Raw genomic sequence first — 23,062 nt, 5'->3', positions numbered from 1 at the left:
TGGCGCTCGGGTCTACTCGATGGCGTTGTCCCGGCGGGCCCGCTGATCATTCACGATCTGGCGTGCCAAGAGGTTCGGTTGACGGGGGAACAGCCGGGCCGCAACGCGTAGTTCCACAAGTCGTTCGATCATCTTCCAGTCTGGACGAGTCCAGTGCGGCTCCAGGAACTCTCTGGCTGCGTCGAAGTCCGTGGTCTCGGACGTACCGTCCGCATCGATGATGCCGTCGATGAACTGGGCGGCCGTGACAAGACGCAAGGTCCGATAGTAGAACCCGTCAGCGGCGTTGGAACCGCCCACCCGACGCAGTAGTTCGGCTTGCTCGTAGCTTGTGATGGTGCAGAGAATCCGGTGGATGGCGGCCAGTGCCGCGTCGACGCGTTGGAGGCTCGCTTTCCCCAAGGGCTTGGCCTGCCCATCGAGCGAGTGTTCCAGGTCTCGATGCCCGATTCGGCGGTTTCTCCAGTCGCGAGCGAACTCGGCGGCGTGAACCGCAGCCCGGACATGATCGCCCAGCTCACGGTGCTTTTCCGGCTGATCGGTGAAGAAGGCCGGGATCTGCTGGAAGGTCAGGTTGTGGTGGCCGGCAGTTTGAACCGGATCGGTCAGCCGCGCTACTCGCAGCAACAGGTTCTCCCAGAGAACATCCTGAACCAACACCATCAGGGGGCCGGCGACCCCATTGAGCACCGCGAGGCGCTCGCCATCGGAGAACAGGCCGCGAAACTCCTGGAGCGTCCATTCGGCATGGGCCCACTCGTTCTTCAGGAGAGCGAGCACGGACTCGAACTCTGGGGTTGATGCTCGGTTCGGATAGTGGCTTTCCGAGTACTCGGTCTGGGCTGCAGGCATGGCTTTATCGTCCTCCGTTTCCTTGATCCCGCCGGCACGTCGGGCCAGTGGTCTGCACGCTAGCGGTTCGCGACCTCGTACCCGAAGGACGTCTTCCGTCGCTCCGGCGGCCGCTTGGCGTGTGTAGCATCCCGGCTTCCCTTGCGACGATGAGCAGGCACCGACCCAGACCCTGGCACGAAGTCGTCCGGCTGAAGGACGAGCTACGCACCGGCGAGCTTTCGCTGGCGGAGTTCGCGGCGGATCTGCACGAGGTGACCCTGCAGCGGGGCCAGCGGCCGGTGTACGAGGAACCGGAGAAGTTCTTCGCGCTGACCTACCCGACCTACGCCCTGCGAGAGCTGGTTAAGGACGTGGCTGCGCGGCTTGCAGGGAAGAGCGACAAGGCCGTACGCCAGTTGGAACTGACGTATGGCGGCGGCAAGACGCACACGTTGATCACGCTGTACCACCTGTTCCGGGAGCCGGAGGCGTTGCCCGACGCGGCGGCGGTTCACGAGTTCCGGGAGCATGCCGATGGCCGACTCCCGGGCGCCCACGCGGCGGCGCTCTGCTTCGACAAGATCGATGTGGAACGGGGCATCGAGGGGGTGCGATCCCCTGATGGGAGCACACGTCCGCTTCGCCACCCGTGGAGCGTGCTCGCCTACCAGCTCGACGGCGACGAGGGGCTGCGCTCGATTCACGGAGAGGGCTGCGCGGAGGAGCGGGAGACGCCGCCGGCGGAGCCGTTGCTGGCCAAGCTGTTGGAACGCCCTCAGGAGCGCGGCCTGGGCACGCTGATCCTGGTGGATGAGGTCCTGATGTACGCCAGGGAAAAGGCAGGGCAGGACCGTGTGTGGCGAGACCGCGTCATCGACTTCTTCCAGTACCTGAGCCAGGCCGTGACCAAGGTGGACCGGGCGGCGATGGTGGCGTCGCTGCTGGCCACCGACCCTGCGAAGCAGCAGGGCGACGAGGGCCGGAGACTGGTCGCCGATCTCTTGGACATCTTTCGCCGACAGCGGGAGGAGGGCGTTCAGCCGGTCCAGCGCGAGGATGTGGCGGAGGTGCTGCGGCGCCGGTTCTTCGAGCCGGAGGCTCTGCGGGACAAGGAGTCCTGGCGGTCCCAGGCGATCGGTGCGGTGCGTGAGCTGGCGAGGCTAGACGAGACGACGGCCAAGGCGAAGAGCCGGGAGGAAGGCCGGTTCGAGGAGAGCTTCCCGTTCCACCCGGACCTGACCGATGTCTTCTACAGCCGCTGGACCCAGATCGCCGGCTTCCAGCGCACGCGGGGCATTCTCCGCACGTTGGCCACCGCCCTGCGCGAGGCCGAAACGTGGGACTCGAGCCCCTTGATCGGCGCGTCAACGCTGCTTCGGCCGGCGGGCGACCCGGGTATCTCCGAGGCTGTGCGCGAGCTGGCGAGCGTGGCCGGTTCGGAGTCGGGCGAGGGTTCACCGACCGACTGGGCGCCTCTACTCGAAGCGGAGTTGGCGAAAGCCGCCGGCATCCACGAGGAGCTGCCCGCGTTGGCACGCCGGCGCGAGGTGGAGCAGGCGGTGATTTCGGTGTTTCTCTACTCGCAGCCGGTCGGCCGCAAGGCGTCGACGCCGGAGCTGCTGCGAATGGTCGGCGCGGGAGGCCCGGATGAGATCGCCCTTCGCAAGGGACTTGCCCGCTGGCGCGAGCTCTCTTGGTTCCTGGACGACGAGGATGAGGGCGACGCCGTGGAAGCGGACGCCGGTCTGCCCAAGTCGTGGCGGCTGGGCAACCGACCGAACCTGCGGCAAATGCACGACGAGGCCTGCAACGAGCGTGTGACCGAGCGCGCGGTCGAGGTCCGCCTCGAAGAGACGACGCGCAAGCTCCGGCTCCTTACCGACGGCGCCAGGGCTGCCGGCGCGGTGGTTCATGTGTTGCCCGCGTCGCCACGGGACGTGGGCGACGACGGCAGCTTCCGCTACGCCGTGCTCGGGCCCGCCGCCGTGTCCGAGTCGGGCAAGCCGAGCGCCCTGGCGCGCCGCTATCTCACCGAGACGACCAGCGCGGACCGGCCGCGGGTCCATCGCAACGCTCTGGTCCTCGCCGTGCCGTCGCGCGACGGCCTTGAGGCTGCCCGCAGCGCCGTGCGCGACCTGTTGGGCTGGGAGGACGTGCAAAGTCAGTTGGAAGGGCGTTCCGTAGACGCCGTCCGCCGCGAACGCCTCAACCAGAGGCTCCGGGGTGCGAGGCTGAGGGTCCCCGACGCAGTCAGGCAGGCCTACTCTGTCGTCGTCACCGTGAACGCTGACGGCGCTGAGCAGGCGTTCAAGCTGCCGGGGGCAGCAGGACCGCTGTTCCTGGAGATCAAGGGCGACGAGAGGACTCGCATTCGGGAGACCCCGGTCGATGCGGAAGCTCTCCTTCCCGGAGGGCCCTACGACCTTTGGCGCGAGGACGAGGCCTCGCGGCTCGTCAAGGACCTCGCGGGAGCGTTCGCCCGTTATCCCCACTTGCCGAAGATGCTGAGGCCGGCGGTCGTCCGGGAGACTGTGCTCCAGGGCGTGGAACGCGGCCTCCTCGCAGCGCGCCTGGAACGGCCTGACGGTAGCCACCGAACCTGGTGGCGCGAGTCGGTGGATGCCGAGTCCAGCGACGATCCTGCGCTAGAAGTCCTGCTGCCGGGCGACGCCGAGCTGGCGCAGCTCGCACCCACACTGCTCGCGCCCGGAGAGTTGCCCGGTTTGTGGGCGGAGGAGGCCGGTGGAGTCGGGTTCGCGAACCTCCGGGATTACTTCGCCGGCGGCTTCACGGTGAAGGTTCCGCGGGAGGGCTACGAAGACCTGTTCAGCGTGCCGCGGTGCTCCGAGGAGGTGCTTCATCAGGCCGTCGAGGCGGCGGTGAAGGAGGGGTTCGTCTGGCTGCGCAACGGCCCGACTTCCGTCTGGAAGGAGGACGTGCCCTACGGCGCGCTGGACGAGGGCGTCATGCTGCATCCGCCGCCGGAAGGCCTGACTCCTCAGGAGTTGGTCGAGGAAGCAGTGCCGGGCGGTTGGACGGACGGTCAAACCAGCGGCTGGGCGCTGGGGCAGGCGCTCTCGCAGAAGCTAGGGGAACCCGTGCCCTGGGGACTGCTCCGGGAGGGGATCGACAATGCGGTCGTGAGCCGTTGGCTGGAGGTGGCCGAGGGCAGCACGACCATCGGCGCAGAACACGCCGGTTCCCTCAAGCTGCGGAGGCCGAAGGACACCCCGGCTCTCGATCCGGCGCCGGAGCCTCGCGTCGTTCAGGCTTTGCTGGAACCGGACGAGCTCCAGGACCTCACCGAGCGCCTACCGGAGTTGTTGAGCGTCGGCGCGGGTTTGGGGCTCAAGTTCCGGGTGGGTGTGATGCTGGCCGAGGACGCGCCTGAGGAAGCGCGCGAGGCGCTGAACGAGGTGCTGAAGCAGGTGTCTGAGGACTTGAGGGCAGAGTAACCGATGAGCTCAAGGGATCTGGCACTACGCGAGGACGGAGGCACACGGTAGGCGAGGCTTCCCGCGCGGCGATGATTGTGCCCATGGAAGGCGTCCCCTAGCTGCGGGCCTGCGCGTTTCCGGCCATGGGCGCTTCGCGATTCAGGTCCCGGGCCTGCAGGTCCCGCGGCGCTATCGGGTCTCACCTCCGGAACAGATCCCGAAGCCACTTGGCGAAGTCACTCGCGAGCGGCACGCCATCCGTGGTTAGGGCTCCCGAGCTGACCGCGGGGCCCATCCGTCCTGGGCGCTTCTGTGCCGCGAGCCATGCGTGAACTTCCGCCTTCAGCGTTTTATGGCGTTGGAACTTGTGGTCACTCTCCGGTATCGCGCCGATGTACCGTGTGGCGAGGGGCCACACTGGATCTCCCTGCGGTATGAGCTTCCTGACGAAGTCCTCCAGTTCACCGCGCGTTCTGTTGTCCGGCATCAACCAGATTCCAACTCGGGGTTTGCCTTCGATGACCGTGCCGGTTGGCCGGCGTGGCTTCTGAGCTTTGATGCCGGTCCCGACTAACTCGCCAACGATCTCCTTCCACCGCCCGTTCACATTGGCATCTGCGTCTGCCAGGATGCCCACGACACGTCGACCGGGTGCTTTGACTTCCACGGGAATAGCTGAGCGAAGGTTAGGAAAGCCGCTCTTGTTGACGATGGAGAAGCTCTCGTCGATTCCGCAGCGCTTGCAGAAGTGCTGAACGAAGTGTTCGTCGTCCGACCCCTCTACAAGGAGAATGCGTTTCGCGGGCCTTGCTCTGGCCATCCTCTACCTGACCTCGATACCTTGCTCGGCGGCTGTGTCCAGTTCCGTCTCCGAGTACTCAACCGCGTGAGTACCCTCCTCATCGCGCTCGAGTCGAACGAGAACGCCGTCGATGTCCTCCGACTCGACTGCCGCTCGAGCGAAGCCTTGGACACAGTCCCAACTGTGGGTGGTTGCTAGCACCTGCACGTTTCCCTCATGGGCTGCGCGCAGTACCATGCGCCAATACGCCGTCTCGACCGAGTAGTGGAGGCCGTTCTCAGCTTCGTCGATGACCAGGATTCCATCGCGACTGTTGGTCAGAGCCAAAGCAACGCTGAACATCCGTGTTGCCCCGTCGCCCAGGCTCTTAAGGGGAACGGGTCGGTCGTGCCCGCGCAGCTTCACTACGACCCGTCTGCTGTAGCGGAACCGGGGCCCATCGCTCCCGACCACAGCAACGCGCTCGATCTCTTGGCCGAGAACTGGTCGCAGCGCCTGTACCGAAAAGTCCTCGTCTTTGGTCAGCGCGACGTTGTCCCAGAATCGAGCCAAGTCGTGGTTGGGCACAAGATCAGGGCCTAAGGACTCGCACTCGATGGCTGCCGGCCACTCGCGTTCCGCGCGCCGGCGGTGGAAGTAGGAAGGCCCACGGGGAATCCCGCGTCGTTCGTCGGCTCCCATCCAGGGCAGGAACATCTCATTGCCTTGGAACTGAATCCTCAGGGCCTGAGTATCCGAGTCGGCCGAAAGGTCGGAGAGCAGCTTCATCTGTTCTTCCGACCAGTCGTCGGGCGTCGATTGCTCTACGGTGAGTTTGTCCCTGCCCGAGGCTGGGCCGATTGCGATGGCTGTCGCCCGTGCCTCTCCTCGGCCGTGAAACAGAGCGGCAGCGTCAGCGAAGGCCGACCGATGGCGGTCTTCGTCGGAGGCGGTTTCGACGAACTCCTCGCGTCCCTCCAACAGTTCCTGCAGGAGTCTGGGGCGCCCTCGCGCTGCGTAGGTTCGCACGGCATCAAGCACTGTCGTCTTACCGACGCTGTTCCGTCCAGCGAGAAGTGTGACGCGGCCGAGACGACGAATCGATAGGCGGTCGAGCCCCAGAAACCCTGAGACTGACAGGCTTGGTAGGTGTAGCCGGTCGCTGTCCTTTTGAGCCATCGTCATGTCTGCCAAGCGGGCGCGCGGCGCCGATGCTAGCGGACGACCGGCGTGGGTCAACTTCCTCGCACTCGCCGCCGCCATGACGGACGTGGCTGGCCAACAGGTGGCGAGTCCTGCTGGCGGCTCCGGTGTCGCTTCCGAGAAGTAGGAGCTCGAGTCGCGCGGGCTAAGCTAGCCGGCGATGTCACACAACAAGGTCGCCTTCGCTTCGGCTGCCGTGGCGGCAGCCGCCCTGTTCGTTCTGTGTCCGCCCGCCGCGGCGCAGGAAGCCGGCGCCCTCGCCGCCGACGATGTCGTCTCCCTGCTCGTCCGCCTCGGCGTGAATGACGCCGCGGCCCGCGACTGGGACGGCTCCGTCGAGATCTCGGGCGGAGAACTCCTCGGAATGCGGAACTGGCGTCCCCGGCCGGGTGAGGAAGTGTCCGGCAACACCTGGAAGTTCGCCAGCTACCAGGGGCAGAACTTCACCCCCCGCGCCATGCACGAGACCCAGACTGTTGGTCGGATCGAGTACTACCGGTCGCCCGGACTGGTCGTCGACGTGCGGGGCAACGGCGGCTCGCGCCTGATGTTCGCCACCGCCAACGGCGAGTTCGAGGTCCGGCTCGCCGATGTCGCGGTCGGGCGGCGGCTGCGGTTCCTGGGCGGCGACGTGACGGTCGAGCGCGTGCCCGGGGTCGAGCGGCTGACCTCCGACGACTACCAGAACGACTTCTCCACGGTCCTCGGCAGTGACGGCGACGAGGTCTGGGCCGCCTGGCTCGGCTACCGGGACAACGCGAACGAGGTGCTGGCGCGGCGGTTCGACGGGCAGGGCTGGGGAGAGGTCCAGACTCTGACGGAGCAGCCCGGCGATCACTATCTGGTGAAGATGGGCCGCGACGGGGACGGCCGCCCCTGGGTCGTCTACTCGGCTCAGGTCGCCGGCAACTGGGATCTCTACGCGCGCGTCCTCGACGGTGAGGCATGGTCGTCCGCGGAGCGCCTCACCGAGGCGCCGCAGCCGGATGTATTCCACAACCTGGCGACGGACGCCGAAGGCAATCTCTGGCTGGTCTGGCAGGGCTTCCGCGACGGTGCCGCCGACGTCTTCGCCCGCCGCTACGACGGCGAACGCTGGTCCGAGGCGGAGCAGGTCTCGTCGTCGCCGGCGAACGACTGGGAGCCCGTGATCGTCGCGGACTCGAAGGGCGGCGTGTACGTCGGCTGGGACAGCTACGGCGCCGGCAACTACGACGTGCTGGTGCGCCGCTGGGCCGGCGGCGAGTGGGGCGAGGAGATGGCGGTCGCCTCGACGGACAAGTACGAGGCGCACCTGAGCCTTGCCGTCGACGGGCAGGACAGGGTGTGGGCGGCGTGGAACGAGAGCGGTGTGAACTGGGGCAAGGACACCGGCTGGGTGCTCAACCGGGAGGGTACGCGGCTCTACGAGTGGCGGACGATGAACGTCGCGGTCCACGACGGCTGGGAGTGGCGGTCGCCGGCCGCGGACATCAACGAGGCGCTACCCGAGGAACTCCAGGGTTACAACGACTTCCCGGTCCTCTTCCCGGACGCCGACGGACGCATCTGGCTCCACTTCCGGCACCGGACCACCCGCCAGGCCGACATCCTCAGCGAGTCACCGGCCCACCGGGCGTCCTGGGAGGTCTGGAGCACGACGCTCCAGGGCGACCGCTGGCTCCGGCCCCAGCACATCCCGATGACGCGCTTTCGTCAGGACGCCCGCTGGGGGCTGGCCGCGGACGGCAACGGCGACGTCTGGGCGAGCTGGCCGACGGACAACCGGGACTACTCGGGCTTCCTGTTCGAGCATGCCGACGTCTACGCCGCGAAACTGCCGCGCCTGATGACGAAGGTCGTGCCGCCGAAACTGGTGGCCCTGATCGTCGACGAGGTGCCGGCCTACGTGATCCACGAGAACGAGGCGGAGGACCTGGAGCGAATCCGCAACTACGAGATCGAGTCCGAAGGGAAGACGTACCGCATCTACCGCGGCGACACCCACCGCCACACCGAGATCTCGATGGACGGCAACAACGACGGCTCGCTGATCCAGACCTACCGCTACGCGATGGATGTCGCCTCGCTCGACTTCCTTCTGGCCAGCGAGCACAACTTCCTCGGCGGCCCGGACATCGAGTACATCAACTGGCTCCTGCACCAGACGGTCGACGTCTTCTCGGTCTCCGGCCGCTTTCAGCCCTTCTACGGCTACGAGCGGAGCATCTCCTTTCCCGACGGGCACCGGAACATCCTGTTCGCGGAGCGCGGCAAGCCGACCCTGCCGGTCACCGAGGCGGAGCGGACTCACGAGGAGGGCGCGGCGAGACTCTACGAGTACCTGAAGGAGCACGACGGGATCGCCATCTCCCACACGTCGGCCTCGAGCATGGGGACCGACTGGCGCGACAACGACCCGGAGGTCGAACCCCTGGTCGAGATCTACCAGGGCGACCGGGTGTCGAACGAGTACGAAGGCGCACCGCGCGCGGCCCGCACGGGCAACCTGCGCTCAGCGCCGGGCGGCTTCCGGCCGGAGGGCTACGTCTGGAACGCTTGGGCCAAGGGCTACAAACTGGGCGTCCAGGCCGCGTCGGACCACCTCTCGACCCACATCTCCTACGCCGCCACGATCGCCGAGGAGTTCAGCCGCGAAGGGATGCTCGACGCGATGAAGAAGCGCCACAGCTACGGCGCGACGGACAACATCATCCTCGACTACCGGCTGCGGACAGGCGGGAGGGAGTACCTCCAGGGCGACATCCTGACCGCCGACGGCGACTTCCGGCTCAGCGTGCGGGTCATCGGCACGACGCCGATCCGCCAGATCGACATCATCCGCGACCAGACCTTCCTCTACAACCGCCAGAACCTTGAGGCCGACGTCAGCCTCGAGTTCGCCGACGCCGACGTCGAACCTGGCGAGCACCTCTACTACGTGCGGGTGATCCAGGTCGACGGCAACATGGCCTGGTCGTCCCCGATCTGGGTGACGGTGGAGTAACCTTCGCCCGACGTCATGAGCAACTCTCTCGCGACCGTCCCGTCGTTCTCGTACCTGGCTCGCGGCTCGCGGCTCGCGGCGTGCGCCGCGGCCTTGTGCGGCTTGCACTGCGCACTCACGCCGGTCCTGGTGGTAGCGGCGCCCGCGCTCGCGCTCTCTGAAGGCGTCGAACGGGGCGCCTGGGCCGGGACCGTTCTTCTCGGCGCGGCGATGCTCCTCCTGGGCCCGGCCCGCCGGAGCGCGCCCGTGATCCTCACCTTTGCCGGGGGATCGGCGCTTTGGGCGGCTTCCCTGGCTGGCTGGCTCGAGCCGCTACCCGAAACGGTGACGTCGTCCGCCGGCAGCCTGACGATCGCGGGCGCCATGGTGTTGAGCGCCCGTCTTTGCCACGCTGCCTCCTGTGCCGTATGTGCCGACGAGGAGCAGGCGGATCAAGACGGCTGACTCAGTCCGGCGACGCGACGACCAGCCCCGCCTCTTTAGCGGCGGCGCCGAGGCGCCGGTCGTAGGTCACCAGAGCGTCGAGTTCTTCCAGCGAAAGTGCCGTGGCGAGGTGGATGGCGTCCAGGCTTCGCAGTAGCGGTGGGTCCAGGGATGCCGCGCTGGCAATGACCGGTCCGTCCACGGCGACCAGCACGATCCTCTCGAGTACCTGGTCGGCATAGCGCAGCACGGCTGGTCTGTCGTTCGTCCGGCGCAGCGCTCGAACGACCTCGACCCGCGCGAGGCCGCTCGACACATGGCCCTCGTGCTCGGCCAGGTAGGCGCGGAGTGCGTTCGACTCCGGCTCCGCGACGACGAGCTTGATGATGGCCGAGGAGTCGAGGTAGATCACCGCGGGTTACAGGCGATCGTCGCGGTCCGTGATGAGGGCGTCGCTCGCCGCCGTCGACGACTCGCCGGACGGTGGCGGTAGATCGAGCACGTTCCCTGCCGGCATCGCCGCTCGCCCTTGAGCTACGAGTCGCTCCACAGGAGAAAGGTCTCCCCCGAGCGGTATGAGCAGGGCGACGGGCCTGCCACGATCGGTCACCTCGAACCGTTCGCCGCGATGGATGCGCCGAAGGTAGACGCTGAGGTTCTGACGTAGGGCCCGGATACCTACTTGCGACGTCCCGACATCCGTTCCAGCCATGATGACGCACACGGTAGCACATTGCCGCCGCGAAGCGGCGACCTTAGTGGTCCCGCTCGTAGTGCTGCCGTAGCAGGTCCTTGCCATAGTCGTTGCCGTTCGGCGTCCGCACGACTGCGTGGATGTGCTGGCGGATAGGCGAGCGGCCTTCGACGAGATGGCGGATGCCGACGGGCCGCTGGTGGTCGAACTCGATCAGGATGACCGGGCTGTGGATGCGGTAGTAGAAGACGGCATCCTCGTCCGTGGCGCCGATCCAGGCGAAGTGGGTTTCGTCCAGGTGGGCTTCCACCTCCGCCATCCGCACCCTGGCGTGGCCTTCGCGCAGATTGTGGATGTAGAGGCCAATCAGATCGAGCAGTCGCTCCCTGGCCTTGGCTGACAGCTCGGCGGCGGGGATGCCGGCGTAGTCGAGCACGATGTTGTCGCTGAAGGCCTCGCCGAGGTTGTCGTTGCCGTCCTTCGAGGTCTCGATGATCGCCCTGGCCTGTTGCTCCGGGGAGAGGGAGCGAATCAGCGCGAGACCATTGTCCTGTTCCCGCTGCATGATCGCCGTGCCCTTGAACTTGCCGGACTCGGCGATGACAGGCTCCGAGCCGACGAACAGGGGCGTCATCACGACCTGGTCGCCGAGCACGAAGTAGTTGATGATCAGGTGGTGGCCGTCGACCTGCCAGCCCCAGGGCTGGTCGGCCGAGGGCTCGCCCATTACGGTGATCCAGTACAGCCACTCGTTGTACTCGTCGAAGCTGTTGTCATTCAGTTCGCCGAGGGTGCGGTTGAGGTTCATGATGTCGCGGCTCAGCTTGAGTCCGTCCGCGCTGAGCGACGCGCGCATCAAGCCGAAGGCGGCTTCGCGTTGGGTTTCGTTCATCTCGTCGAAGCCAACACCCTGGCGCACGTAGAAGTGCTGGTTCATCCACTTGCGCCACTCGTCGTCGTCGACCGCGAATGTCGTCTTCGCGCGCTGTTCGGCCGAGAGGGCTGCCAGGAACTTCCCGGCGGCCAGGCGGACCGGTTCCGTCGACACGCCGGTCGACTCGATCCTGAACAGGCCGCGCTGGATGCCGGAACTGCCGTGGATACCGACGTAGGGGTCGTCGGCGAGCCGGGCGTCGATCTGGCGGCTGCGTTCCCGCATCCGGTCGGTGCGATCGCCGGGGCGCTGGGCGAGGGCGGCTCCGGCCGTCAGCAGGGCGAGGGTGATTGTGAGGAGATAGCGAGTCATGGTGCTTCGCATCGTAGCGCCTGGCGGAGCCGGCGCTTCGCGCCGGATGCCGGCCAGAAGGCCGGCCGACGCTGCCGGCCAGAAGGCCGGCGCACCCAGTGTTTTCAGCCGAACAGGTAGCCGAACAGCCAGTCGAACTGGTCGGCAAGCACGACGTAGCGGATGACCAGGAGCGCCATCGCGGCCTCGAACACGAACACGACCCAGATGCCGACGTAGGTCAGCCGGCGCGGCCGGATCCGTGGGTCCATCCGCGTCCGTTGGAGCCACAGGGTGGCGCCTGCCTGAATCGGCAGGAAGATCGCCGAGGTCAGGCCGCCGACCATGATCAGGATGACGAAGTCGGTGACGAAGTAGTAGATCCCGAAGGCGGCCAGGGGCAGGCAGACCAGGTAGCCGCGGATGATCTTCTTGCGCAGCGCCAGGTTGGAGCGCTCGATCAGCCCCATTTCCATCAGGTAGTCCGGGATCGAGCGGCCGCCGCCCCCGGCTCCCGAAAGCACGGTCGAGAAGAGGATGCAGAAGGCGCCGATCGCGAAGATCCACACCGCCCAGAGGCCGAGGGTCTGGGTGAAGATGTTGGAGAGGGCTCCGATCGTCTCGTCGTTCCCCTCCGGCGTCAGCCCCATCTTGTTGAGCACCCCGGCGCCGAGGATGTAGTAGGGGATCGTGGCGCAGGTGACGATGAGCAGGGCGAGCCAGACGTCCGTGTGCAGCACCCGCATCCAGCCGCGCGCATGTGACTCCCAGGCCGGATCGCTACGGTCCGCGCCGAGCAGGCTGGGATAGCCCTTCTCGATGCACCAGTAGGTGTAGGACGAGATGTCGCCCGAGGTCGTGCCGGTGTAGCCGTAGGCGGAGAGAGCCAGTGCCGCGACCGCGACGAACAGAGTCATGTCCGGCTTCATGCCGCCGAGGATCTCGCCCGGCGAGGTGCGGAACTCCGTGAACTGCATCGCGATCAGGCAGACCAGCGTGCAGAAGGTGAAGGCGAGGACCAGGGGCAGCATGACCCGCTCCAGCCACTTGTAGGAGCCGGTGCCGAGGATGATCGAGCAGACGACGGCGATGAGGCCGGTGCAGAGAACGCCGTCGAGTTCGATGTTTCCCAGCGAGGCGAGGAAGGACATCGACTGGCCGGCGCCGCCGATGATGCCGCCCAGTCCCATCGTGCCGGGAACGTAGGCGATCAGCCCGAGCCAGATCGGCCAGGAGATCCTCCAGATCCGCCCGGGCAGCCGGTTCATCGCGCGCAGGTAGGTGTCGCCCGACTCGATCGTGTAGCGAGCCATCTCCGCCTGGACCAGCGACTTGCACCAGCAGGAGAGGAGCATCCACCAGAGCAGGGTGAAGCCGGCGACGGCGCCCAGGCTCGTCGTGAGCACCAACTCGCCGGAGCCGATCACGGCGCCGGTGACGATCAGGCTCGGTCCGAGGTACTTCAGCCGCTCCCGGAAGGTCGCCGGCGGGGCGACGGCCTCGCCGTGGCGTACGGTGTACGGATCGAGTACTTGGTTAGCCAGAAGGGACTTCCGGAGCGTCGAGGGGCGCTTCGGAAGCGCCGGTCTGTGGGCTGGGCCGGAGGGAGGGTATCAGCGCGGCGCCGGCGGCTCAGCGCTGCGTCTCGCGCGCCTCCTTCTCCAGTAGCCGCGCGCCGCGCAGCATGTTGCCCATGGAGTAGTTCCCTTCGTGGCAGGCGTACTCGTAGAGACGTTTACCGGTTCGGGGCCAGGGCAGGGAGCCGGTGTACGGCGCGGTGTAGTCGGAGTCCTCGACGGTGAACTCGTAGAACAGGGTGTCCGGGTCAAGCCGCTTGAAACGCTCGACGACGCGCAACCCGTCGTGCGGAACGTGCGGCGCGCGCAAGAAGTTCGTCGTCTCGACGACCAGGGTGTCGTCTTCCCACCAGCCGATCGAATCGCCGCCGAACGAGCGGTAGTCGGGAGGCGCGTGCTTCGCGTCGAGGCGGACGATCCGCGTCCAGTGCATCCACTCGACGTGAATCGCCACGTGGGTGTCGGTCTGCGTGATCGTCTTCAGGTTGTTGTAGGCGGACGGCCGGACCGGCACCGTGGGGCCGCCGGCGTAGAGGCACCGCGTGCCCAGGGTCTGGACTTCCGGTTCGTCGTAGAGGTTCTCGCCGGTTTCGAGCCACCAGGCCCCGCCCGGGTTCCGGTTGTAGGCGCCGAGGCCGCGTGGCGTAAGCGCCTGTCCACGCTCCGTCTTGGGCGGCAACCGGCCGTCAGGAGGGTCCGTGATGATCGAGTTGCGGTGCTTGCCGTTGATCTGGAACGGGATCGTCCCGAAGTCGAACCAGAACGGGTTGTGACCGCCGATGTTGCTGCGGTGGCCGTCGCCGCCGACCGGCGGAGCCTTGCGGTCTGGGTCGCTGGGAACGTCGGCCGCGACCTTGGCCGCCTCGGTCGCGGCCGCGATCCCGTGCGCATCTTCGGCGCTCATGTACGGGTCGTCGCCGTACTTCGGATCGCGCACCATCGGCGTGCGGGTGGCGATGTCGTAGGTGCCCGAGAGGTCCGGCCGGCCGGTCGCGGTGCGGGGAAGGTCGTCCTGGGCGGCGGCCGCGCCGCACAGACCGAAGATGGCGGCGGCGACGGGGAGATAGGTTCGCATCGGCTGTTTCTCCTTACTGCTCCGCGGTCTCCGGAAGGGCGAAAGCGATCAGTTCCGCGGGTTGGGTCATGCCGCCGCCGGTGACGGAGATGTACTGCCGCCCGTCCTGCATGTAGCTGACCGGAGCGCCGTGCAGGGCGCGCTCGGTGAGCACCTCGGCCAGCAGCTCGCCGGTGAACTTGTCGTAGGCCTGGAGCGAGCTGCCGAGCACCGTCGAGCGGTCGTTGTAGACCTCGAAACGTGCGGCATGCGTGACGACGAGCGTCTTCGTGACCAGGATGCCGCCCTCCGTCACCGCGCTCGACGAGTGTCCGCCCAACGGCCCCAGGTTCAGGTGGCGAATCGCGGGATGGTTGCGCGGTCCGTCGCCGAGCGGCACCTGCCAGGCGATGTCGCCCCGGTTCAGGTCGATCGCGGTGATCCGCCTGTACGGCGGTTTGAGGAGCGGCAGGCCCCGCGGCCCGGCGGTTGACACGCGGTCTAGGACGTAGGGCCAGAAGCTCCGCGCTCCGTCCGGCTTGACCAGTGCCATCCCCGAGGGTCGGGTCAACGACTGCACATAGAGCATCCCGGTCTCAGGGTCGGCCGCGGCCCCCGGATGGTTCGCGCCGCCGCCCGCTCCGGGCACGGCCAGGATCGCTTCCTTGCCGCCCTCGCCGCGGCGGATCAGCGGCATGAACATCGGCCCGAGGATGAACTTCTCGGCGAGTCTGAGCGCCTCGGCCCGCAGTTCCGGCGTGAAGTCGATCAGGTCGTCCTCGCTGACTCCCTGGCGGTCGAACGCCGGCGGCTTCGTCGGGAACGGCTGGGTCCTGGACAGTTTCTCGCCCGGGACCGTGCTCTCCCAGGGAACGGGCCGCTCCTCGATCGGCCACACCTGCTCGCCGGTCGCGCGATCGAACACGTAGGTGAACGCGGTCTTCGAGACCTGGGCGACGGCCTTGATCAGCTTGCCTTCGACGACGATGTCGATCAGGTTCGGCGCCGAGGCGATGTCGTAGTCCCAGACGCCGTGGTGGACGGTCTGGAAGTGCCAGACCCGCTCGCCGGTCGCCGCGTCGACGCAGATCAGGCTCTCGGAGTAGACGTTGTCGCCGTGCCGCAGCCCGCCGTAGTAATCGCTGGTCGGCGTGCTCGTTGCCAGGTAGACGTAGCCCAGCTCCTGGTCCGCGGTCATCGGTGCCCATACGTTCGCGTTGCCGGTGATCTTCCAGGAGTCGTTCTCCCAGGTCTCCACGAACTCCTCGCCCTCCTGGGGGATCGTGTGGAAGCGCCACTTGAACTCGCCGGTGCGGACGTCGTAGCCACGCACGTGGCCGGGCGGGTTGTTGTTCTGGAGCGGGAAGTCGAAGATGCGGGAGCCGACCACGATCGTGTCCCCGACGACGATCACCGGCTGGCCGTGGCTGATGTTCCGGAGCACGATGTTGTCTCGGCCGAGGTTGCGGGACAGCTCGACGACGCCGTCCTCGCCGAAGCCGCGGTCGGGCAGGCCGGTGGCCGGATCGACCGAGATGAGCTGCTTGCCGATTGTGGCGATGAACAGGCGTTCCTGTTCGCCGTCGGTCCAGTACTCGAGACCGCGGGTGTAGTAATTGCTCTGTGCCGGCTTGCCGCGCTCGTAGCTCTTCGGGTCGTAGACCCAGAGTTCCTCGCCCGTCGCGGCGTCAAGCGCCGCGACCTGGCTGAGCTCGGTCGGGATGTAGAGGCGTCCGTCAATGACGAGCGGCGAGGACCGGAACACCTGCCGCCGGTACGGCGAGTTCGCCTCGATCCGCGAGTCGGCGGACGCCCACTTCCACGCCGGCTCGAGCCGGGCGAAGTTCGAGCCGTCGATCTGCTCGAGCGCCGTGTAGCGCGTGAACCCGTCGTCGCCGCCGTGATCGCGCCATTCACCGTTCGCGGCGCCGTACTGTGCGTGGGCGGCGGTGCAGAGGAGGAGGCCCTGGAGTGCTCCGAGGCCCCAACGGAGTTGGCGGAACACGACGGCTAGCATAGAGGCTGATGAAACCCACAGACAGCCGGATCAGCCAATGAGAACCGGAATCCCCTTCGTGGCCCTCTCCATCACTGCTTCACTGGCCGCCTTGGCGTGCGCGACGCCGGACGCCGAACCGGCCCCTGACGCCGACCCGCTGGCCGACGATGGGCCCTCCATCCGCGTCGAACGCCTCCTCGACGCCCCAATCATCGGCCCCGAACTCGACCCGAGCATCGGCGAGAACATCCAGGGGCCGTCGTTGATCCGCGTGCCCGACTGGGTATCCGACCCGCTCGGCCGCTACTACCTGTACTTCGCCGATCACAAGGGCCACTACATTCGCCTCGCCTACGCAGACGACCTGCTCGGGCCGTGGTCGATCCACGTGCCCGGCAGCTTGCAGATCGAACACTCCCACTTCCTGGTCGAGCCGCCGGAGGTGACACCCGAGATGGTCGCCGAGTGGGAGGAGCGCCGCGGCCTGAAGCTCTCCCACGACGTCCAGAAGGAGATCACGGCGACCCACATCGCGTCGCCCGACGTGCACGTCGACGAGGAAAGCCAGCGGATCGTCATGTACTTCCACGGCCTGGAGGACGTGGGCAGGCAGATCTCGCGCGTCGCCACTTCGACCGACGGCATCGACTTCGAGGCCCAGCCCCAGTCACTTGGGCGCACTTACATGCGGATCTTCCACTACGGCGGGTTGACCTACTCCCTCGCCATGCCCGGCCAGTTCTACCGCTCGGCGGACGGCTTCACGAACTTCGAAGAGGGCCCGCTGCTGTTCAACCCGGACATGCGCCATTCGGCCGTGCTGCTGCGCGACGACACGTTGTGGGTGTTCTGGACCCAGGTCGGCGAGGCGCCGGAGCGGATCCTGCTGAGCAGCATCGATCTGTCCGGCGACTGGATGGACTGGACCGAGTCCGAACCGGTCGAAGTGCTCCGGCCCGAGCGCGACTGGGAGGGCGCCGACGCCCCGCTCGAACCGTCCGTGCGCAGCACCGCCTACGGCAACGTGAACCAGTTGCGCGATCCCGCGATCTACGAGGAGGACGGCCGCGTCTTCCTGCTCTACGCGGTGGCCGGCGAGAGCGGCATCGCGATCGCGGAAGTCTTCTTCGAGTGATTGGACCGGACACGGGGTTCAACCACTGGGTGCGCCGGCTGTCTGGCCGGCATCCGGTTCCGTTCCGGCTCCTCGCGACCTGCTTCGCACTCGCGGTCGCCCTCGCGGCCTGCACCGCCGACGAGCCCGCCACCGACGGCGCCGGCACGATCACGATCGCCGGCGCCACCCTGATCGACGGCACCGGCGCGCCGCCGGTCGAGGACGCCGTCGTCATCGTCCGCGGCGACTGGATCGAACATGCCGGCTCGCGCGCCGACGTGCCGTTGCCCGGGGGCGGAGAAGTCATCGACGCCACTGGCAAGTTCCTGATCCCCGGTCTGGTCGACCTCCACAACCACTACCGCGACGGCCTGGAGGAGTGGTCCTGGGCGTTGCAACTCCACGCCGGCGTGCTGACGGTCCGCAGCCTCGGTTCCGATCACGGCCAGACGCCGGCGATGGTCGACGAGGCGCGTGCCGGCAACGTGCCGGCCCCCCGCATCTTCACCGCCGGGGTCGGCTTCACGCACCCCGAGGGCTTTCCACCGGGCAAGCTGGGTCCGGCCACCGAAGAGGAAGCCCGCGCGATGGTGCGCGAACTCGCCGCTCAGGAAGTCGACCTGATCAAGATGTGGGTCGACACCTTCCTCGACACACGGCCGAAGATCGGGCCCGAGATCCGCGCCGCCATCGCCGACGAGGCCTCGCGGCACGGCATCCCGGTTTCGGCCCACGTCTTCTTCGAGGACGACGTCTGGCAACTCGTCGAGGCCGGTGTGCGCTCCTTCGTCCACGGCGTCCGCGACCAGGAGGTCGACGACGAGTTCGTCGCCATGGCGCAGGAGAAAGGGCTCTCCTTCGCGCCCGCTCTCGGTCAGGCCAAGACCTTCTGGTGGGTTGCCGAGCACCCGGAACTGCTCGACGACGAAGAGTTCCGGGCCGGCCTTCAACCAGCCCTGCTCGAGCGGCTGCTCGATCCCGAGAACCGGGCCGCCATGCTGGAGAGCGAGTCGACCGCCAGGCGCCGCGTCGCCTACGACTACGTGACGAAATTCGTCCGCCGGATGAACGAAGCCGGAGTCCCGATCACAGTCGGCTCGGACAGCGGAGCCGGCAACATCGCCTACGGCTGGGGCACCCACCACGAACTGGAAACGCTGGTCGAGGACGCTGGCTTGACGCCGCTCGAGGCCCTGGCCGCCGCCGGCGCGGCCGCGGCCGCTGAACTCGCCGACGACCCCGACTTCGGCACGATCGCCGAGGGCAACGCCGCGGACCTGCTTCTGCTCACCGCCGATCCCCTGGCGGACATCCGCAACACGCGACAGGTCGATCGCGTGATGCAGGCGGGCGAGTGGCTCGAACGCGGGTTACCGGAGTTCCCGCAGCCGGCGGCGAGCGACGACCAGTAAGCCCGCGGCTCAGTCGGCGGGCGGGTCGCCCGCTTCAGATCGCGCCAACCGCCAGCCCAGGAGCCCCATGTAGACAATGCCGCTGGCGGACATCAACCCGAACACCGGAGCGAGTCTCAGTTCCAGCGTGTTCGAATGCCATGCGGCGATGAACAGCGCCAGCGACCCCAGCGCCAGCAGCGCGACGATGCCGTTCAGCACCGGCGGCAGGCGCAGCGGCTCCGGTCGGGAGACGAGGCCGAAGGCCAGAACCGCCATCCCGGCATAGCCGGCGACGCTGCCCGTGAAGTGCAGACCCCATACCGTGCGCTGCATGCCCAGCGCCGAGTCCAGCCATTGCGCCGACTGCTCCGGGTCGGGCCCCAGTGCCGCCTCGCCCATGCCGATGAGCATGTAGTCGAAACCTCGCATCACCATCTGCAGGAACGCACCGACCGCCATCCCGAGCAGGCCGAGCCGCGGCAAGGGAGCGGCGTACCTCCGCAACGTCAAGATGCCGTTCAGCATGAGCAGGGCGCCCAGGACGAGGACGACCGCTACGGTGTAGGACAGGCTGGCGTTGCGCGCCATTGCCAGAGTCAGGTCCCCGAGGCTGGTGCTGGGGACGGTATCCACCATGCCGCGGCCGGGTGAGAGGGCGTAGCCGACAGCGACCGCCACGGTCCCAAACAGCAGCGAATAGCCGCCAAGTTTCGCTTCAGTCCAGCGCGTCATGTGCCTCCGTGATCCCCGCAACAGCGATCCGCCAAGGACACCTGGGCCAGAGTATCAACCGCTGATGCCGATGGCGACGGACTCAGGCAGAGTAACCGGACGATGAAGAAGGCAATTGCTGCCGCGGCGCTCGTGGCCGTGTTGCTGGTGCTGACGACCACGCGATTCGGCATCTTCATCGTCTTCGACGTTCTGGGGGACGTTGGCTCCGACAACCTGCCGACCGACCCCACCAAGGGGCCCCTCGTTCTGTCCGGCCTCCTGAGCGCGCAACAACGCATCCCCCTCCCCGATTCGCTGGAGCAAGGCTCCGGCCTGCACGTCGACGGTCGGCACATCTACATCAGCACGGATCAAGCGGAGTTGTTCACGCTGTCGCACGCCGGTGTCGAAGCTGGACCGGTCAGCCGCTTGCTGGGCGGCCTGCTGATCTTGCGGCAGGGCCGCCTGGAGGGCATTGCCGTGCGCGGGGAGCGGCTGCTCGGTATCGGCGAACTGGGAGAGATCGCCGCATGGCGGAACGAGCACGGGAAGTGGAGGTCCACTGAGGCCGTGGCGCTGCCGGGCGGGCTCGACGACCTGGAGTTCACGGGTCTCACCTGGTTTGGCGACGACCTCCTCGGCACGGTCGACGATGGCCTCGGCATCTGGAATCTCCGAACCGGCGATCGGCACGACCCGGAGATCGGCGCCCATCTCCGGCCCGGACGCACGGCGGACGGCCTGGTGGTTTCCGGAATCGCCGCGGATGCCTCGTCTCTCTACCTGATCACCGAGAACTACTCGTCCATTCTGCGGGTCGATCCGGTCGCCTGGCGCGTCACGGACGTTTGGGGCATCGATGCCGGAGAACCGTCAGACATCGCCGTGTTGGACGGCCTCGCCTACGTGACCGGCGATCACAACTACTTCGATCCGCGGCCGCCGCTGCTGGTCTACGCGCTGCCTCCGGCTACCGGCACTCCGCCGACATCACCTCCGACTCGATGATCACGCCGCAGATGTGGCTCGTGTACTCGAACGGATCGCCGTCGAAGAGTGCGAGGTCGGCGTCCTTGCCGACCTCGATCGAGCCGACGCGGTCGTCGATGCCGAGGATGCGGGCGGGGCTCAGGGTGACCGCCTCGAGCGCGCGTTCCATGCCGAGGCCGTTGGCGGCGGCGATGGCCGCTTCCCAGATCAGGACGCGGGTCTTGGGCACGTAGCCTTCGAAACCGGTCTGGATGGCGAACGGGATGCCCGCGTCGGCGAGCTGGGCGGCGGTCTCGTACGAGCCGTTGCGGACCCGGCTCATCGTCGGGTGGAGCAGGACCGGCACGCCGGCCTCGCGGATCTCGTCGAGCAGCAGGTAGGACTCGGCGGCGCTGTCGAGCACGAGGTCGAAGCCGAACTCCTGCTGCAGACGGAGCGCCGAGGCCATCTCGGCCACGGTGTTCGCGGTGACCAGCAGGGAGAGTTCGCCGTCCAGCACCTGGCCGAGCGCTTCCTTGGACAGGTCGCGAGGCGGCGCCTGGGGTGCGGGCTTCGCGTCGCCGTCCTCTACGCCGTCGCCGTCGGTTTCCCCGCTCTCGTCGCCGCCGCCCTCCTCCGTCTTGCGCACCTGGTCGAGGTAGGCCTGGGCGCCGTGAAGGGCGGACCTGAGCATCGCGATCCCCTTGGCCGACGTCCCCGGCGACTGGAAGTTCGAGGACACCGCGTTGCCGAGTGTCGCCGCCAGCATCCGCACGGGCATCAGGGTGGCCTGCTCGACGTTGCGGCCCCTGGTCTTGGCGATCATCGTCTGGCCGCTGACGAGGGCCCCTGGCCCGTGGCCCGTGTGGAGCGTGGTTACACCGTACGAGCGCACCCACTCGACCAGGGTCTCGTTCGCGTCGTAGGCGTCGATCGCCCGCAGGTCGGGCTGGAGCGGCGAGGACCGTTCGAGCTGGTCCTGGTCGCGTACCGGGCCGACGTTGCTGTTCAGGGCGCCGGAGAGGCCGACGACGGAGCGGGCGTCGACGAGTCCGGGCGTGACGACGGCGGCTTCGAGGACGTCCACGCCGTCCGGGATGTTCGCTTCGGCTGCGGGCCCGACCCACTCGATCCGGCCGTCGGCGGCGGCGATGACGACCGCGTTTTCGATCGGCGCGCCCGAAACGGTGTGGAGGGTGCCGGCCCGGACCGCGACCTGGGCCGCGGCCGGGATGGCGGCAAGGGCGGCCAGAGCCACGACGAAGGAGGTGGTGCCCGAGCGCTTCATCGTGTCTCTCCCTCGAGTAGCTGCCGGATCATGTGGTCTTCGTGGGCGGTCGTGCGGTAGACCTTGTAGCCGCCGACGGCGTACTTGCGGTGGTCCGGATTGGCCCGGTCGTAGATCATCGTTCCCTCGACCCAGGTCTGCTCGACCTTCGTGTAGGTGCTCAGCGGATCGCCGGAGAGGATGACGAAGTCGGCGTCCTTGCCGGCCTCGAGCGAGCCGATCCGGTCCTCGAGCCCTAGCGCCCGCGCTGGCGCCAGGGTCAGCCCCTCGATCGCCTTCTCACGCGACATGCCGTAGCGGACAGCGATCGCCGCGGCCCGGAACAGGAGACGCGAATCGGTCACCGAGTCGTCCGTGTTGAAGCTGACGTCGACGCCGGCGCGTTCCAGGATCGCGCCCATCTCCATGTTCCAGTCGATCGTCTCCTCCTTGCCGCCCGGCGCGTCGATCCAGGTGATCGAAACCGGCACGCCGGCGGCGGCGAGTTCCTCGGCGACCTTCCAGGACTCGGTCCCGTGCTGGACAACGACCCGGAACCCGAACTCCTCCTGGAGCCGCAGCACGGTGGCGATGTCGTTGTGACGGTGGGTGTGATGCTGGACGATCCGCCTGCCGTCGAGCACCTCGACCAGGGCCTCCATCCGCAGGTCGCGCCGCGCGGGCTCGCCGCCGTTCTCGTCGTCCTCGTCCGCCTCGGCGACGGCCATCTTGTCGCGGTACTCCACGGCCTCGTGGTAGAGGTTGCGGACCAGGGCCGCCGACTTGGCGCGGGTGCCCGGGAACGGCGGCGCGCCGATCGAGTTCGTGCCGTTCGCCATCTTCAGGCCGCCGCAGATGCCGGTCAGGGGATCGTCGCAGTAGAGCCAGTCCTCTATCGTGCGGGCGCCGTCGCGCAGCTTGACGTAGGCGGTCTGCCCGGACATCAGGTGGCCGGAGCCCGACATGATGTTGACCGTCGTGATGCCGCCGGCGCGGGCGCGCCAGATGCTGTCGGAGGCGACGTCGATCGAGTCGAGGTTCCGCACCTCCGGGTGCAGCGGCGACGAGCGGTCGCCGCCGGAGACCGAACCGACGTGGGAGTGGGTGTCGACGAGTCCGGGCATCAGCACCTTGCCGCTGACGTCGTGCTCGACGGCGCCGCGGGGGGTGCGCGTGTCGGGTCCGCCGACGCTCGTGATCCTGCCGCCCTGGACGACGAGGACGCCGTCGTCGATCGGCTCTCCTGCGATCGGCAGCAGCCGTGCCCCGCGGAAGACGTGGGGGTCGTCCTGCGCCGCGGCGGGCAGGGCCGGCGGGACCAGGGCCAGCGACAGGACGACCGTGAACGGGCCGGGACGTGTTCTCATGCAGGTTCCTCGGTTGGGTGG

At 67.7% G+C, this 23,062-nt stretch carries 17 protein-coding genes and 1 pseudogene; 6 read left to right on the top strand and 12 right to left on the bottom strand.

Going from position 1 to position 23,062, the window contains the following annotated elements:
- Positions 1-12: 12 nt before the first annotated feature.
- Complete coding sequence (locus OXG83_11240; GenBank protein ID MCY3965603.1) at positions 13-852, bottom strand: hypothetical protein; 840 nt, start codon at positions 850-852, stop codon at positions 13-15.
- Between the two features lie 149 nt (positions 853-1,001).
- Between OXG83_11240 and OXG83_11235 the strand changes: the two genes are divergently transcribed.
- The gene (locus tag OXG83_11235; protein ID MCY3965602.1) at positions 1,002-4,289 is read left to right on the top strand and encodes a DUF499 domain-containing protein; all 3,288 of its coding nucleotides are present in this window, start codon (positions 1,002-1,004) and stop codon (positions 4,287-4,289) included.
- Positions 4,290-4,470: 181 nt separating this feature from the next.
- On the opposite strand, the gene OXG83_11230 is transcribed toward OXG83_11235, so the two are convergent.
- Positions 4,471-5,091: a hypothetical protein gene (locus tag OXG83_11230; GenBank protein ID MCY3965601.1), complete on the bottom strand. Its 621-nt coding sequence runs from the start codon at positions 5,089-5,091 to the stop codon at positions 4,471-4,473.
- Between the two features lie 3 nt (positions 5,092-5,094).
- On the bottom strand, positions 5,095-6,231 hold the full coding sequence (locus tag OXG83_11225) for an AAA family ATPase (protein ID MCY3965600.1): 1,137 nt from the start codon (positions 6,229-6,231) through the stop codon (positions 5,095-5,097).
- Positions 6,232-6,415: 184 nt separating this feature from the next.
- Between OXG83_11225 and OXG83_11220 the strand changes: the two genes are divergently transcribed.
- Complete coding sequence (locus tag OXG83_11220) at positions 6,416-9,241, top strand: hypothetical protein (protein ID MCY3965599.1); 2,826 nt, start codon at positions 6,416-6,418, stop codon at positions 9,239-9,241.
- 15 nt (positions 9,242-9,256) lie between these two features.
- Positions 9,257-9,685 (top strand): MerC family mercury resistance protein, encoded by a 429-nt coding sequence (locus tag OXG83_11215; protein MCY3965598.1) that lies wholly within the window; start codon positions 9,257-9,259, stop codon positions 9,683-9,685.
- A gap of 1 nt (position 9,686) precedes the next feature.
- Here OXG83_11215 and OXG83_11210 read toward each other — a convergent pair whose 3' ends face one another.
- From OXG83_11210 to OXG83_11185, 6 genes and pseudogenes are all read right to left on the bottom strand, one after another.
- On the bottom strand, positions 9,687-10,076 hold the full coding sequence (locus OXG83_11210; protein MCY3965597.1) for a type II toxin-antitoxin system VapC family toxin: 390 nt from the start codon (positions 10,074-10,076) through the stop codon (positions 9,687-9,689).
- Positions 10,077-10,244: 168 nt separating this feature from the next.
- A pseudogene (locus OXG83_11205) lies at positions 10,245-10,376 on the bottom strand (type II toxin-antitoxin system prevent-host-death family antitoxin).
- 43 nt (positions 10,377-10,419) lie between these two features.
- Positions 10,420-11,517, bottom strand: a complete 1,098-nt coding sequence (locus OXG83_11200) for a DUF3500 domain-containing protein (protein ID MCY3965596.1) — start codon at positions 11,515-11,517, stop codon at positions 10,420-10,422.
- Positions 11,518-11,708: 191 nt separating this feature from the next.
- Entirely contained in the window at positions 11,709-13,025 is a 1,317-nt protein-coding gene (locus OXG83_11195; protein ID MCY3965595.1) for an Nramp family divalent metal transporter, read from the bottom strand.
- Positions 13,026-13,215: 190 nt separating this feature from the next.
- Positions 13,216-14,235 carry a hypothetical protein gene (locus OXG83_11190; GenBank protein MCY3965594.1) on the bottom strand — a complete coding sequence of 340 codons (1,020 nt, stop codon included), beginning with the start codon at positions 14,233-14,235 and terminating at the stop codon, positions 13,216-13,218.
- Positions 14,236-14,248: 13 nt separating this feature from the next.
- Complete coding sequence (locus tag OXG83_11185) at positions 14,249-16,219, bottom strand: PQQ-binding-like beta-propeller repeat protein (protein ID MCY3965593.1); 1,971 nt, start codon at positions 16,217-16,219, stop codon at positions 14,249-14,251.
- A gap of 49 nt (positions 16,220-16,268) precedes the next feature.
- Here OXG83_11185 and OXG83_11180 point away from each other — a divergent pair, with 49 nt between their 5' ends.
- Both OXG83_11180 and OXG83_11175 read left to right on the top strand, forming a co-directional pair.
- Positions 16,269-17,348, top strand: a complete 1,080-nt coding sequence (locus OXG83_11180; protein MCY3965592.1) for a hypothetical protein — start codon at positions 16,269-16,271, stop codon at positions 17,346-17,348.
- Positions 17,345-18,742 carry an amidohydrolase family protein gene (locus OXG83_11175; protein ID MCY3965591.1) on the top strand — a complete coding sequence of 466 codons (1,398 nt, stop codon included), beginning with the start codon at positions 17,345-17,347 and terminating at the stop codon, positions 18,740-18,742. Before OXG83_11180 ends, OXG83_11175 begins: the two co-directional genes overlap by 4 nt.
- A gap of 9 nt (positions 18,743-18,751) precedes the next feature.
- On the opposite strand, the gene OXG83_11170 is transcribed toward OXG83_11175, so the two are convergent.
- Positions 18,752-19,456: a hypothetical protein gene (locus tag OXG83_11170; GenBank protein ID MCY3965590.1), complete on the bottom strand. Its 705-nt coding sequence runs from the start codon at positions 19,454-19,456 to the stop codon at positions 18,752-18,754.
- A gap of 102 nt (positions 19,457-19,558) precedes the next feature.
- Between OXG83_11170 and OXG83_11165 the strand changes: the two genes are divergently transcribed.
- Entirely contained in the window at positions 19,559-20,446 is an 888-nt protein-coding gene (locus OXG83_11165) for a hypothetical protein (protein ID MCY3965589.1), read from the top strand.
- On the opposite strand, the gene OXG83_11160 is transcribed toward OXG83_11165, so the two are convergent.
- Positions 20,409-21,695: an amidohydrolase family protein gene (locus OXG83_11160; GenBank protein MCY3965588.1), complete on the bottom strand. Its 1,287-nt coding sequence runs from the start codon at positions 21,693-21,695 to the stop codon at positions 20,409-20,411. The two genes, OXG83_11165 and OXG83_11160, sit on opposite strands and share 38 nt — an antisense overlap.
- Positions 21,692-23,041: an amidohydrolase family protein gene (locus OXG83_11155; GenBank protein ID MCY3965587.1), complete on the bottom strand. Its 1,350-nt coding sequence runs from the start codon at positions 23,039-23,041 to the stop codon at positions 21,692-21,694. Before OXG83_11155 ends, OXG83_11160 begins: the two co-directional genes overlap by 4 nt.
- Positions 23,042-23,062 lie beyond the last annotated feature (21 nt).

Source organism: Acidobacteriota bacterium (genome assembly GCA_026707545.1).
Lineage (GTDB): Bacteria > Acidobacteriota > Thermoanaerobaculia > Multivoradales > Multivoraceae > Multivorans.
This window is presented reverse-complemented; position numbering and strand designations above follow the sequence as displayed.